This is a genomic window from Enterococcus sp. JM9B, from assembly GCF_009933265.1.
GTDB classification, from domain to species: Bacteria; Bacillota; Bacilli; order Lactobacillales; family Enterococcaceae; genus Enterococcus_C; species Enterococcus_C songbeiensis.
This window is the reverse complement of sequence record NZ_MAEK01000034.1, coordinates 106,576-120,280: the sequence shown is the minus strand read 5'-3', so window position 1 is coordinate 120,280 and position 13,705 is coordinate 106,576. Positions and strand designations below refer to the sequence as shown.

The 13,705-nt window shown below is 40.5% G+C and carries 13 protein-coding genes; 2 read left to right on the top strand and 11 right to left on the bottom strand.

Going from position 1 to position 13,705, the window contains the following annotated elements; all coding sequences use genetic code 11:
- The first annotated feature begins 158 nt into the window (after positions 1-158).
- Positions 159-476, top strand: coding sequence for a DUF960 domain-containing protein (locus BAU16_RS11320; RefSeq protein WP_048604474.1), 318 nt, complete (start codon positions 159-161; stop codon positions 474-476).
- Positions 477-530: 54 nt separating this feature from the next.
- On the opposite strand, the gene BAU16_RS11315 is transcribed toward BAU16_RS11320, so the two are convergent.
- The 7 genes from BAU16_RS11315 to BAU16_RS11285 form a co-directional block, all read right to left on the bottom strand.
- The gene (locus tag BAU16_RS11315; RefSeq protein ID WP_137604822.1) at positions 531-1,535 is read right to left on the bottom strand and encodes a helix-turn-helix domain-containing protein; all 1,005 of its coding nucleotides are present in this window, start codon (positions 1,533-1,535) and stop codon (positions 531-533) included.
- Positions 1,536-1,716: 181 nt separating this feature from the next.
- Positions 1,717-3,831: a polyribonucleotide nucleotidyltransferase gene (gene pnp, locus BAU16_RS11310; RefSeq protein ID WP_048604476.1), complete on the bottom strand. Its 2,115-nt coding sequence runs from the start codon at positions 3,829-3,831 to the stop codon at positions 1,717-1,719.
- Positions 3,832-4,051: 220 nt separating this feature from the next.
- Entirely contained in the window at positions 4,052-4,321 is a 270-nt protein-coding gene (gene rpsO / locus BAU16_RS11305; protein ID WP_048604477.1) for a 30S ribosomal protein S15, read from the bottom strand.
- A gap of 178 nt (positions 4,322-4,499) precedes the next feature.
- The gene (locus BAU16_RS11300) at positions 4,500-5,351 is read right to left on the bottom strand and encodes a MurR/RpiR family transcriptional regulator (protein WP_048604478.1); all 852 of its coding nucleotides are present in this window, start codon (positions 5,349-5,351) and stop codon (positions 4,500-4,502) included.
- A gap of 203 nt (positions 5,352-5,554) precedes the next feature.
- Positions 5,555-7,507: a glucose PTS transporter subunit IIA gene (locus BAU16_RS11295; RefSeq protein WP_048604479.1), complete on the bottom strand. Its 1,953-nt coding sequence runs from the start codon at positions 7,505-7,507 to the stop codon at positions 5,555-5,557.
- Positions 7,508-7,510: 3 nt separating this feature from the next.
- Positions 7,511-8,416, bottom strand: coding sequence for an N-acetylmuramic acid 6-phosphate etherase (gene murQ, locus BAU16_RS11290; RefSeq protein WP_048604480.1), 906 nt, complete (start codon positions 8,414-8,416; stop codon positions 7,511-7,513).
- Positions 8,403-9,476, bottom strand: a complete 1,074-nt coding sequence (locus tag BAU16_RS11285) for a DUF871 domain-containing protein (protein WP_161527108.1) — start codon at positions 9,474-9,476, stop codon at positions 8,403-8,405. Before BAU16_RS11285 ends, murQ begins: the two co-directional genes overlap by 14 nt.
- Positions 9,477-9,694: 218 nt before the next feature.
- On the opposite strand from BAU16_RS11285, the gene def reads away from it, so the two are divergent.
- Entirely contained in the window at positions 9,695-10,258 is a 564-nt protein-coding gene (gene def, locus BAU16_RS11280; protein WP_048604482.1) for a peptide deformylase, read from the top strand.
- Positions 10,259-10,318: 60 nt separating this feature from the next.
- Here def and BAU16_RS11275 read toward each other — a convergent pair whose 3' ends face one another.
- The 4 genes from BAU16_RS11275 to BAU16_RS11260 form a co-directional block, all read right to left on the bottom strand.
- On the bottom strand, positions 10,319-10,834 hold the full coding sequence (locus tag BAU16_RS11275) for a transcription repressor NadR (RefSeq protein WP_161527107.1): 516 nt from the start codon (positions 10,832-10,834) through the stop codon (positions 10,319-10,321).
- A 1-nt stretch (position 10,835) separates the two neighbouring features.
- A complete protein-coding gene (locus tag BAU16_RS11270; RefSeq protein ID WP_161527106.1) occupies positions 10,836-11,672 on the bottom strand; it encodes a chorismate mutase in 837 nt (278 codons plus the stop codon).
- A gap of 13 nt (positions 11,673-11,685) precedes the next feature.
- Positions 11,686-12,384, bottom strand: coding sequence for an NAD-dependent protein deacylase (locus tag BAU16_RS11265; RefSeq protein WP_161527105.1), 699 nt, complete (start codon positions 12,382-12,384; stop codon positions 11,686-11,688).
- A gap of 114 nt (positions 12,385-12,498) precedes the next feature.
- Positions 12,499-13,602, bottom strand: a complete 1,104-nt coding sequence (locus tag BAU16_RS11260; RefSeq protein ID WP_161527104.1) for a PQQ-dependent sugar dehydrogenase — start codon at positions 13,600-13,602, stop codon at positions 12,499-12,501.
- Between the last annotated feature and the right edge of the window lie 103 nt (positions 13,603-13,705).

Below are 13,705 nucleotides of genomic sequence, written 5' to 3'. Positions count from 1 at the left end.
ATTGGGTCGTTGATTAAAATTTAATTAACGACCCAATTTCTTTTGGCTCCTTAGTTGCATTTTTGGCGGCTCAATCGTAAAATAAGTGTTCAAATGAGCAACATTTTTTCATTTCTTCTATAATAGAAGTATGATAATGTTACAAGGAGGTCAGGACAATGTATGAAGTCTTTGATAGTAATCGCAGTCGTTACGCTTCCGTAGGCGTTGTTTCCAGTATGCCCGGCGAGCTGATCGATAGTATTTGGTTCATTATTGATTTAGATTTAAAAGGAGTGATTCCTTTAAATAACTTGATTGCCTTTGATTTAATCAATAAAAATGGCAAAGTCACGATGCATTTTTCACAAGAAGATAGTGAGGTAGAAATGGATATCGATTTGCCGTTTCCTTATTCATCCGACCTGCCAAAAGAAATTTTTGCTTATGATGATGGCACCAGACAAACAATTTTATTGCCTAGTGAAACAAATTAAAAAAATTCCAGTCATGTTATTGGCTGGAATTTTTTTGTTCTGCATTATCGTGATTCATTTTTCAAGGTGTTGTTGAAAAACCGTCTCATAGGCGAGCTCTAATTCTGGATGATTCACCAATAATTGTGCGTGATAGGGTAGAAGTTCGTTGAGGGCTGTCAGTAATTGCTGATTTTTTTGTGATGTTTTTAAGGGGGCGAGCTGGTGGATACACGGTCCTTTGAATAAGTAGCACAACAAATGCAAGCGAAAAATATCTTGCAGGATTTTTTGTCGAATTCTCCGGGACGAATAACGCTGATCGAGAGGATAGATTTTTTGCTCACCTAGCAATTCATCACTGATTCCCATTGGCCAAATCTCTTCTACTCCCAACAACTGCCGCCATAAAAAACAAAAACCTCGTTCATTTATTTCAAAATCAGGAATCCCGTTTATTTGGCTGATAAACTTCCGATCAAACCAGTTTGGATCGATGGCATATCCTTGTTGCCGCCGTTTCCGACTGATTTCTTCAAGTATTTGAAAATAGGCGGCTGGTGTGATTGGCATTTTTGGCGGTTCTAACAGCAACCGGATATGAAATCGAAAGAAACGTTGCTGTGCCTCTGCGCCACAAATAACCGGCTGTTTCTTAAAACTGGCCGTCAATCCGTACCATTTAAACAGCTTGCCTAATTCATGAAAATGCCGGCGAATGATTTTTGGACTCAGATAGAGCGTCTTCTCAAGATCCCTCACACCCCAAGATGGATGTTCCAATAATTTTTCTAAGAGCTGTATTTTGATACTCCGCTTGAGTAAGAAGGCAAAAAAATACCGATCATCAAAGCCCGTCGCCTTTTGTAGCACTAAATGTTCTTTTTTGATTATCACATCGATTCCGATTTGCAGATGACTTCCACTATCTCTCCAGTCATTAACAGTTTCTCGTATGTAGCGGACCGGATGCTGGCACTCACTGGCGGCATCTTCCAGAGAATACTTTTTCTCCACTGCCAACTTTTGATAAACTTTCACTAACACCCGATCTCTTTCTTCTAATAAACAGTCAAACATTTTTTTCACCTCTCATAAAAAAAAATACCATAATAACAGTCGTGGTTTTTTCCAAAATCTTGGATGCTGATGACTATTTTTTGGAATTTTTCTTTCACAGATTTGGTGATGGAGTGCGTAGGAGGGTAGAAGAAAACAGAAAAAAAGAGATGGCACTTGATTGCACCATCTCTTTCCTATTTTACTTCTCGTCTTTATTTTCTTCCTTCAACAATGCTTTGCGGGAAAGGTTTACCCGTCCTTGCTTGTCAATTTCTGTTACCTTCACAAGGATTTCGTCGCCTTCTTTCACGACGTCTTCGACTTTGTTGACCCGTTCATTTGCCAATTGGGAAATGTGAACCAATCCGTCTTTTCCTTTGATCAAGTTGACAAAAGCGCCAAATTTTTCAATGCGGACAACTTTACCTAAGTAAACTTCACCGACTTTGATTTCTTTGGTTAAATCTTCAATGATCTTGATGGCTTTTTTGATCATTTCAGCATCTGCTGAAGCGATCGAAACATTTCCTTCTTGATCGATATCGATTTTAACGCCTGTTTCTTCAATGATTCCGTTGATCGTGTCGCCGCCTTTACCAATAACATCTTTGATTTTGGCAGGTTCGATTTGGATCATTTCGATTTTCGGTGCGTATTGGCTCAATTCTTTCCGTGGTTCAGCAAGAGTTGATGTTAATTGTGCCAAAATTTCCATCCGAGCTTTTTTTGCTTGTGCCAAAGCTTCTTTTAAGATTTGTTCTGTAATTCCTTGGATTTTGATATCCATTTGCAACGCAGTGATACCGTCTTTTGTTCCGGCAACCTTAAAGTCCATGTCGCCTAAATGGTCCTCTAGTCCTTGGATATCCGTTAAAATCGTATAATTTTCACCATCGGAAACAAGTCCCATTGCAATACCAGCTACAGGTGCTTTGATTGGGACCCCTGCATCCATTAATGCCAAAGTTCCCGCACAGATACTTGCTTGTGAAGAGGAACCATTTGATTCCAATACTTCTGCAACTAAACGGATTGTATAAGGGAAATCTTCTTCTGATGGAATCACTTGTGCCAATGCTCGTTCACCTAATGCACCATGACCAATTTCACGACGACCTGGAGAACCGGCACGACCGGTTGACCCAACAGAAAATTGTGGGAAATTGTAATGATGGATAAACCGTTTGAAATCTTGAACGCCTAAGCCATCAATAATTTGATGTTCCCCAAGGGGTGCTAAGGTACAAGAAGACAGGGCTTGCGTTTGTCCACGAGTGAAAAGACCTGATCCGTGAACCCGAGGCAATAAACCGACTTCAGAATCCAATGCTCGAATTTCATCCAATTTACGGCCATCAGGACGAATTTTATCAATCGTAATCAATTCACGAACGACATCTTTTTCAAGATCTTCCGCAATTTGTTTGATTTCTTTTGTTAATTGACCTTCATTTTCATCACCGGCAAATTTTTCGGCATAAACTTCCTTGACGGTTTCTTTTACCTTTTCAATTTCATCTTCCCGTGCTAATTTTTCTTCTGTCAGTACGGCAGTTTTCATGATTGGGTAATATACTTCATAAACATCTTTTTTCAATTGTTCATCGACTTGTAGTAAAGTTACTGTCATTTTTTCTTTGCCGACTGCTGCTTTGATTTCTTCTTGGAAAGCCACCAATTCTTTGATAGCGTCAAAGCCAAAGAGCAAGGCTCCCAGCATTTCTTCTTCTGAAGCTTCTTGTGCACCGGATTCTACCATGTTGATGGCTTGTTTCGTTCCGGCAACTGTCAAATTGATATCTGACACGCCATCTTGTTCAACGGTGGGGTTCAAAATATATTCACCGTTCACACGACCAACTTCAACGCCGGCGATTGGTCCGTCAAAAGGAATATCTGAAATTGATAATGCCAATGATGACCCTAACATCGCTGCCATCGCTGGAGAACAATCTTGTTCCACGCTCATCACGATATTAGTTACTTGTACTTCATTACGAAATCCTTCGGCAAACATTGGTCGAATCGGACGATCGATCAAACGAGCAGTCAATGTTGCTTCTGTGCTTGGGCGGCCTTCCCGTTTGATAAATCCTCCAGGAATTTTACCGACAGCATACATTTTTTCTTCATAGTTGATTGTCAGTGGGAAAAAGTCTGTGTCTTTTGCTTCTTTTGAGGAAACAGCGGCACTTAATACGACGGTATCGCCATAACGAACTAATACGGCACCATTTGCCTGCTTGGCTAATTGACCAACTTCTACTTCCAAGGGACGTCCGCCCCAAGTTGTTTTAAATACTTGCTTTGTCATAAATGCTCCTTCCCTGTGAACAGCGGGCTGCTACTAAACAAATGAAAACAGTGACACTTTCACTTCTTTCATTTGGTTAGTAGTAAGCCGTACCACGATTCACAGAATGCTTTTTTTGTAGTTATTTTTCATTCCGTCCTTCACCACAGACTAGAATCGAAAAAACAAATTCGTAGCAAAAAAAGTGAGATTCGTGTGAATCTCACTTTTAGCGTTTTGATTAACGACGTAATCCTAAAGCTTGGATCAATTCGCGGTAACGTTGAACGTCAGTTTTACGTAAGTAAGCTAACAAGTTACGACGGTGACCAACTTTTTTCATAAGTCCACGATAAGAATGGTGGTCTTTTTTATGAACGCGTGCGTGTTCATTCAAGTGGTTGATATCTTCAGTCAATACAGCGATTTGTACTTCTGGAGAACCAGTATCTCCTTCATGACGGGCGTATTGTTTGATGATTTCATTTTTACGTTCTTTTGAAATTGCCATGTTTTTCACCTCTTCCTAAAAAATTCTCCCTATGACTGAGTATCGCGTTGGTGATTCGCCAAACCAAGTGACAGGTGGTGCATAATGCACAAGTTTACTTTACTTGATTCGTTGAAAAAAAGCAAGTTTTTCTTGCTGGTCTTCATCTGTTTTCACGGGAATTGTAGGATTCTGCGGTTCAAAGAAAATCCTCCCGAAATTCTTTGATTACTTCTCGAGAACGATAAATTTTATCTGCGTTTTCATTGTTACGACTAATAAATAGATAAAACAAAATATCCACTGCTAAAAAATGAGCGATAATCGAATTGGTGGCAGCACTTCGCCGATCTGTCTCTTTCGGACGAGAAACTTGAATGGCTACGTCTGCCAGTTTAGATAATGGATTATTTCCAAAACGCGTTAAGGAAATAACTGGAATTTTTATTTTTTTTGCATACTCTGCATAGCGGACAATCTCAGGTGTGAGTCCAGAATTGGAAATCAACCACAAGACTGAGTTCTCTTGATTATTAATAAGGTGGGGAAGCAAGTTATTATAGTCATTTTCAATCCGTACAGTCTTACCAATCCGTCCCCATTTTTGCAAAATATCTTCTGCAACCAATTCGGAAGCACCGATTCCGGCTAAAAAGATTTTTTCTTTTTTTTCTAGCAGTGAAATAGCTGTTAGTAACACTTCTTCACTAAGGATATCTGCCGTTTCTTGAATCGTAATTTGTGCATTGTGACTCATTTTCGCTTTCAAAATTTCGATTGATTCATTTGGATCAACGTCTGAATATCCAGTGGAATGGATCGGTTGATGAATTTCTGTCGATAATTGAATTTTGAAATCAGTCAAACTCTGATACCCAATTTTTTTGGTAAATCGGACAACGGTTGGTGCACTGATTTTTGTTGCCATCGCCAACTGCTCTGCCGTCATGGATGGGACTTTTTCAGGATTTTTTTTGATATAATGAAAAAGTTTTTTTTCTGAAGCAGAAAGCTCACTTTGGATACTTTCAATGCGAGAAATAACACTCATGTCTTCACCTTCTTCCAGTCTATTTTCCATTAATTATAGCATAAAATATTTTGACAAAATTGTATTAGAAAAGAAATAACCCGGACGATAGCGCGATGATTCCTACGGGTACTGACCCTTGTTGCAATAGTGCAACTGTTCGGAATTTTTCTGACTATTGTTCGGATTATTTTATTTACTGCTTTCTATCACTGACCTTTTATTTATACCGTTTTTACTGACATAACAGGGGTGTTAGGTTCAGCCGATCCAGTTGTTTCCAGCACATTGCTAGCTACCGCATCCATATTGGTAATAATCACTAACATATCGGTTTCTTTGCCGGCTTGTTTGATTGCTGCTAAATCTACTTCAGCAATAATCGTTGTCGGTGTTACTTTTTGCCCTTCAGAAACTTTGATATCAAATGGTTTTCCTTCTAACTCCACTGTGTTGACACCCATATGAAGTAAAATTTCCAATCCAGTTGTTGTTTGAATACCAACTGCATGTTTTGTTGGAAAAATGGAAGAAACGACACCTTCAACTGGTGAATAAATCGTTCCATTTTCCGGTATTACTAAAAACCCATCGCCCATCATTTTTTGGGAAAAAACGCTGTCTGTAGATTCTGTGATTGGTTTTACAATACCTTTAACAACAGCAAATAATTCGGTTGTTCCTGCAGAGACTACTGGTTTTTCATTTTCACTTGCTTTATTTTCATTTGTTTCAACTGTTTCAACTGCTGCTTGTCTATCTTTAGGAATACCAAAGAAATAAGTAGCGATAAATCCACCGACATATGCACCAAGTAAACCTAAAACATATCCCCACCAGCGGCCATCAGCAATTAACGGAACCAAGGCAACACCGGAAGGACCGATGGCGATTGCACCAACACTGCCGATTGCACCGATAATCGCACCACCGACACCACCACCGATACAAGCAGTGATGAATGGTTTTCCTAGAGGAAGTGTCACACCATAAATCAATGGTTCACCGATTCCTAGAATTCCGACAGGCAATGCACCTTTAATCATTTCACTCAATTCTTTATCTTTACGTAGGCGAATCCACAATGCCAAGGCTGCACCAACTTGTCCTGCACCAGCCATTGCCAAAATTGGCAATAATTGTGTGCTACCGGTTGCTTCGATCATTTGTACATGAATTGGTGTCAAAATTTGATGCAAACCAAACATAACCAACGGTAAGAAGGTTGCACCCAAAACAAAACCAGAGAACGCTCCACCCACTTCTACGACCCAATTAATTGCCCCAACTAGACTATTTGATATAAATCCAGCAAGTGGCATAATCAAGAAAATTTCTGCTAATCCGATAATCAATAAACAAAGAGTTGGTGTCACAATAATATCAATTGATTCTGGTACAATATGATGCAGACGTTTTTCCAATTGTGCCAGTAACCAAACTGCAAAGATTACACCTAAAATCCCACCTTGTTGTGCAATCAATGGTTGTCCAGTAAACAAATTTGTAAGGGGTGCTTCTGGATTCATTCCGGTCAATGTAACTACGGCACCAATTACCCCACCAAGGGTAGGTGTCGCACCAAAAACCTGTGCCGCGCTGATCCCAGTATAGATAACTAAATAAGTAAACAACCCATTTTTCAAAATATTCAACACATCAATATATTGTTGCCATGTTGCTGCATCTAAATTTCCTGCAGTGACATTATTTGCCAAGATGGAAGCAATCCCAGCAACTAACCCAGCACCAACAAATGCTGGAATCATTGGTACGAATATATTAGAAATATCTTTTAAAATTGCTTTTATAGGTGATTTCTTTTGTCGTGCTTTTTGAGCTGCTTTTACTTCGGCTGCTTTGGCATTTACTGCATCTTTTCCGCTGGTATGAACAGGGATTGTTTCTCCTAATTGAACACCCGCCTGATCTGCCATCTCTTTTGCTACTTTGTTGACTTTTCCTGGTCCGATGATTACTTGGAGTTGTTCATCATCCACTACACCAAGAACCCCAGGAATTTTTTTCAATGATTCATCATTGACTAAAGATTGATCCCGCACTGACATTCTGACCCGAGTCATACAATGAGTCACATTTTCAACGTTCCCCATGCCGCCGACACCTTTATAAATTTCTTTTGCCAATTCCTCTAATGATAATTCTTCTTTTGCCATTTTTTATTCTCCTTCCATTGTTTTTTTCACAAAACCGTTGGCATCCTTCAGTTTGGCTGCTGCTTCGGTTTTACTGCTGTTGGTTAAAATCATAACAATTGCCAATTTAACGTCTTGTTCTGCCGCTTCAAAATATTTTGCTGCCGTGTCATAATCAACTTCTGTCGCCTGCATAATGATTCGTTTGGAGCGTTCAACCAATTTTTCATTTGTCGGCTTCACATCAACCATCAGATTATTATAAACTTTTCCGATACCGATCATAGAGATTGTCGAAATCATATTCAAGATCAGTTTTTGGGCTGTACCTGATTTCAATCGTGTTGATCCAGTTAGAAATTCCGGTCCACAATCTACTTCAATAGGGAATTGGGCATGTTTAGAAATTTCTGCATTTTTGTTACAGGAAATCGTAGCTGTTGTTGCACCGATAGTCGTTGCATAATCCAACCCACCGATCACATACGGTGTGCGGCCGCTAGCGGCAATCCCGATTACCAAATCATTTTTCGTAAGTGCCAGATTTTTTAAATCTTCACCACCTAATTCTTTGGAATCTTCTGCCCCTTCGACTGCTAAGGTCATTGCTTTTTCTCCACCGGCAATCAATCCGACCACCATACTTGGATCAACCCCAAAGGTCGGCACACATTCGGCTGCATCTAAAACTCCCAGCCGCCCACTCGTTCCGGCACCCATATAAATCAGTCGCCCCCCATTGTTGAAGGCTTTGATGGTTTCTTCAACTACTGCTTGAATACTTGCTAATTCATTTTCAACAGCTAACGGAACTTTCTGATCTTCTGCATTCATTTTTTGACAAGCTTGCGCTACCGTCATTTCATCCAAACCAAATGTCTCTTGATTTCTTCGTTCTGTTGTTAAATTATCTAAATTAATTTTTTCCATCGTCATCTACTCTTTCTAAATAAAAATTTGTACCAGCTTTGATTTGCTGGATCAGTGGTAAATCTTCGTGAATTATTCTACCGACAACATTTACTTTTTCATCTTGCGGCAATTCATTCTTGCAAATTTGAATTTCTCCCATATATCGTAAATATTTATCATTATCAATAGTCACACTGCCACAGGTTCTTGTCACTGTGTTTTGTTGGGTTATCAATGGCACTTCCCGAAAACGTGCATCTGCACTGCGAATTACATCTCGCGCTTCATCTCGCCGATTCTCATGAGCACCTAAAATATAGTTAAAATAATTCGTCCCTGTATCTTCCACATGCAATAAAATCGTTTCCTCTTCTTGAAACCGTTTGAATTGTTCCTTTGTTTTTTGAGTTAACCCACCATCCCCGATGTAAATCAAATCAACGGAACCAACTGACTTCATCGCCAAGGCGCTGGCCAAAGGATGTTGATAGCGGTGTTCTTCCAAAGTTGGTAAGCCGGCAAATAACGGGCCGCGAAGGTGCGCATCCCCGGGTACAAAGGCTTGCACCGTGAATCCAGCCTGCTTGAGCCACTGATTTTTTTTCTCAAACCAATGTCTTTCCAACCCTGTTTCTGGTCGTGGATAATAGTTATGCCATGCTTCTAAATTTGTAAAATCTGCTTGTTCTGCTTGTAGTTCTTCGATATCTTGCTGAGAAACGGTACTGGCATTCAACGATATCTTTAATTGATGAGAAAGTTTTGCGATTTGATGATTGCTGATGGCATAATCCATACGCAACCCAGTTACACCTAACGCCAATAATTCTTCTATGCCCTCAAAAGAAAATCCTGCCCGTTGTAAAGCCTCTCCAGAAATATCTACCATCAAGTCCAGTTGTCGTTTTTTTGCCTGTCTTCCTAAAACAGATAAACGTTGCCGATAATGGGCAGCATCATCTTCGGGAATGTGCATGGACGTAAAGATTCCTTTAAAGCCTGCTTGTGCCATTTCTTCAATATAATCAAACATTTCTTGTGTTAATTCTTCATTCATAAAAACAGAAAAACCAAACATATCTCTCGATCCTTTCTCTATGGCAACCGTTTACAAAAAGAGTATACTTCACCCCATCAAAAAAAGCAATGATTTTTCTCTTATTTATATAAATGTATGAAATATCATTTCACTAGCGTTTAAAATCCGTAAAGATTTTCATAACGTTTTGCCTTGCATAAAAATTTTGTGTTAAACTATTCAATAATCAAGAAAACAATCCTAGAGGTGGAAGATACATGATAACAATGGATGATATTATTCGGGAAGGTAATCCAACTTTACGAGAAGTTGCAAAAGAAGTCCCTTTACCTCCTACTGATGAAGAAATTCAATTAGGACATGATATGCTGGAGTTTTTGAAAAATAGTCAAGACCCAGTAAAAGCAGAAGAATTGGCGTTACGGGGCGGGGTCGGTTTAGCCGCACCACAACTGGATATTTCAAAACGGATCATTGCGGTGCACGTGCCATCAGAAGATCCAGAAAGTTCCGAGCCTGTTTTAAGTGCCGTCATGTACAACCCTAAAATTTTGAGCCATTCGGTCCAAAGTGCTTGTTTGGGAGATGGCGAAGGCTGTCTGTCCGTGGATCGCGAGGTGCCCGGCTACGTTGTTCGTCATGCCCGTGTAACCGTGAGCTATTCCAACGAAAAAGGGGAAAAACAAAAAATCCGGTTGAAAAATTACGAAGCAATTGTTGTTCAACACGAAATCGATCATTTAAACGGTGTAATGTTTTACGATCATATCAACGAAAAAAATCCTTTCGCTATTGAAAAAGGTGTATTGGTCATCGAATAAGCTACAGAACAAAAAAGCTGCCGAATATTCGGCAGCTTTTTTACGTATATTGGCTTTCACTTAATTTTCCTGATATAAAATTCCTTTGTCTGCCAACGCCTGTTTGATTTTGACCAAATCTTCCTCTTTTTGATAGCGAATGGTATGCAGATGGATACCATTTGTCAGTTCAGACAGCAGGCTGGCATTGGTTTTTTGATAATTCTTGAGAAAATCAGCGATGTCTTTTTCATTTTTAATGTAAAGACCCCCGACTAATTCGCCGTAAAGCTCATGTTCCACGATAACATCGATGATTTCACCACCAAATGCCAAAACCGTTTCAAATTCTTCACGAATCTGGGAAGCATCGTGCTGCACGGCAATTTTAGTCGTTTTTCCGATTCCCTCTTTTTGAAATTTGTATCCTCTGGCAGTAGCAATAATCGCCGCCCCTGCTGCCCGCATCAGCGCGACATCTCCTACGATAATTTGACGACTGACACCGAACTGTTGAGCAAATTTACTTGCGCTGATTGGTTTTTCAGCTACCTGTAATTGTTTCAAAATTTCTTCTCGCCGCAAAGTTCCCTCCAAATCATTCAGCTCCTTTGATTTGTGCCTGATACGCACGGGAATGTTTCATGATATCTTCAAAAGAATGTTGGATAGTTTCCCGATAAGCTGGATTGTTGACTGCTTGACGCACATTGTCCAGCACTTTTTCTTCTCGCTTGCTGTCTAACACGTTGGTATTTGTTTGTTTTTTGATTGCGCCGATTTCTGCCACCGCATCCATTCGTTCTTCTAATAATTGGGCGATTTTGCGGTCCAAGGTATCAATTTTTTTTCGTTGAATAGTCAAAGGTTCTTCCGTTTTTTCTGTTTCAATTCGTTTGATAACTTTAGCGGGATTCCCTCCCAGCACCACGTTGTCTCCAAATGATTTTGTCACGACACTGCCGGCTGCGACAACAACATTGTCACCTAACGTCACCCCGGGAATAATCACCACGCCGCCGCCAAGCCACACATTATTTCCCAACGTGATGGGCTTGCCGCTTTCCAGTCCGCTGTTGCGTTTCACCGGTTCTAGTGGATGGGTAGCCGTCAGTAATTGTACATTAGGACCAATCATGCAGGCATCCCCAATCGTAATTGGGCAAATATCCAACAAAGTGCAATTAAAATTTGCGTAGAAATTTTTTCCTACTGAGATATTGTAGCCATAATCAAAGGCAACAGTTGGTTCCATGTAGATTTTCCCTGCAACATGGCCAAACGTTTCCTTCAATAATTGACTGCGGATATCACCATCTAATTCATGATTAATCAGATGCATTTGCTCCCGAGAATGTTTTCGTTCAGCAACCAATACCGGATCTTCGGCAAAATACAATTCGCCGGCAATCATTTTTTCTTTTTCTGTTTTCATTTCGTTTCCTCCATTAAATAAGCTGGAATACCGCTTCACCGGTACTTTTCACCATGGTAAAGGGGGTATCCATTCTTAAATTTGTTTGATTGATTGCCAAAATCTCGGCATTTTTTTGACGATAATGAATCAAGTCACAAAAAGGATGTACTTGAAAAGTCGTCCCTACAACCACCAGCAACTCCCCGTTAGCAACAGCGTCAATTGCTTGCTGCAAGGTCTCATCTGAAAAACCTTCTCCATACAAAACAATATCCGGGCGAAGCTGTCCGCCACAAGTTGCATGACGATCTGATTTTAAATACTCCTGCCAAGGCACCGTTTGACCGCATTTTCGGCAAAAACAGTGATACAGGCTTCCATGAAAATCGACTAATTTTTGGCTGCCGGATTTGCGATGCAACCCGTCAATATTTTGCGAAACTGTCCATACCTCTTTTGTTTGTTCTAGTTCCGTGATTTTTTGATGGATGACATTTGGCTGTGCCTCCGGATGATAGAGATGTAAAACAAAGTGATAAAATTTTTCTGGTTCCCGCAGCATGCATTCATGGCTCAACAGATATTCCGGACGTTCCATTCCGTGGTAAACCCCTTGCAGCGAACGGTAATCGGGAATCCCTGATGCCGTGGAGACACCGGCACCTGTTAAAAACGTGATTTTTTTCGCTTGACGGATCTTTTCTGCCGCCTGTTCTAACTGACTCTCCATCTTGAATCACCTCTTCTTTTAGTATACCGTTTCTTAAAAAAAGATACAGATAAAAAAAGAAAAATCGACAAAAATTCTGCCGACTTTTTGGTTCTCCATTTAGTTGGTTCTTTGTTACTCAGTAGCTAGTCTCGTCAAAGGAACCTGCACAAGGCGATCATCATTTTCATTCGGGGTTCCTCTACCGTCAGAATTATTTGTAACAAAATACAATTGGTCCTCCATAATATAGATGTCGCGAATGCGCCCGTACTCGGTCAAACGTTCCGTCACCTTCTTGCCCGGTGAATTCACTTCCAGCACGGCCGTTCCCCGCAACGCCGCTACATAAAGATTGTCTTCGTGATAAGCCATTCCTGAAGGTGCCCATGTTTGGTCACTGCCGGAAGTAAACAACGGCTTTCTCATTTCGGTTTGTGTCTGATTTCCTTGGATCACCGGCCAACCATAATTTTTTCCAGCCTCAATCTCATTGATTTCGTCATTGGCAGAATCACCATGCTCACTGGCGTACATTTGCCCATCTTCCCCCCACGCCAGACCTTGCGGGTTACGATGACCATAGCTGTAAACATAGGAATCAGCAAACGGATTGTCTTCAGGAATCGATCCGTCCAAATTCATCCGCAAAATTTTACCCGTCAATGAAGTTTCCTCTTGTGCACGCTCTTCATCCAACGCATCACCGACTGTGGCGTATAATTTTTTATCCGGACCGATTTTTAAACGTCCACCATGATGAAAACTCCCTGCTGGAATTTGATCCAAAAGAACATTTGTTTCTTTCCACTGATTCTCTTCCAGTTTCAATTGAATCACACGACTAAAGGTTGCACTATTTTCATAGGTATAATATCCGTAAGCCGTTTGTGATTCGTCGAAATCTTCACTCAAAACAAATCCCATAAAGCCAGCTTCGGCTGCATCAGACAAGGGTTCGGCTAAATCCACTTTTTGCCGTTCTACTTTTCCATCGGTGATTTTTGCAATAGTGCCGCCACGTTCGGAGACATAAAATGTTTCGCCGTTTTTTTCAATTGCCCAGGGAATCGTCAAATTTTCTGCTAAAACGGTGATTTCTTCACTCTCAGTGGTGGAAGGTACGGTTGACAAGGAGTCACTGGTCATTTCCGTAGAACTTGACTCTTGGGTCGGTTGATTGCTACAGCCGCTTAGAAATACTATGCCTAAAATACCCACTAGCAGGATTGTTTTCATTCGTCTTCCTCCCATTTTTTGGCTTCGCAACGTCTCTCTTCTACCCTACCATCGCCGTTTTTTCCTGTAAATGAATCTGCCTAAATAAGCCGTCCCCCATTGG

Coding starts and splice junctions, on each gene's coding strand:
- BAU16_RS11315 (WP_137604822.1), bottom strand. CDS start 1,535: ATGTTTGACTGTTTATTAGAAGAAAGAGATCGGGTGTTAGTGAAAGTT.
- rpsO (WP_048604477.1), bottom strand. CDS start 4,321: ATGGCAATTTCAAAAGAACGTAAAAATGAAATCATCAAACAATACGCC.
- BAU16_RS11265 (WP_161527105.1), bottom strand. CDS start 12,384: ATGGAGAGTCAGTTAGAACAGGCGGCAGAAAAGATCCGTCAAGCGAAA.
- BAU16_RS11270 (WP_161527106.1), bottom strand. CDS start 11,672: ATGAAAACAGAAAAAGAAAAAATGATTGCCGGCGAATTGTATTTTGCC.
- pnp (WP_048604476.1), bottom strand. CDS start 3,831: ATGACAAAGCAAGTATTTAAAACAACTTGGGGCGGACGTCCCTTGGAA.
- BAU16_RS11320 (WP_048604474.1), top strand. CDS start 159: ATGTATGAAGTCTTTGATAGTAATCGCAGTCGTTACGCTTCCGTAGGC.
- BAU16_RS11285 (WP_161527108.1), bottom strand. CDS start 9,476: ATGTTTGGTTTTTCTGTTTTTATGAATGAAGAATTAACACAAGAAATG.
- BAU16_RS11300 (WP_048604478.1), bottom strand. CDS start 5,351: ATGAGTGTTATTTCTCGCATTGAAAGTATCCAAAGTGAGCTTTCTGCT.
- def (WP_048604482.1), top strand. CDS start 9,695: ATGATAACAATGGATGATATTATTCGGGAAGGTAATCCAACTTTACGA.
- BAU16_RS11295 (WP_048604479.1), bottom strand. CDS start 7,507: ATGGCAAAAGAAGAATTATCATTAGAGGAATTGGCAAAAGAAATTTAT.
- BAU16_RS11260 (WP_161527104.1), bottom strand. CDS start 13,602: ATGAAAACAATCCTGCTAGTGGGTATTTTAGGCATAGTATTTCTAAGC.
- murQ (WP_048604480.1), bottom strand. CDS start 8,416: ATGGAAAAAATTAATTTAGATAATTTAACAACAGAACGAAGAAATCAA.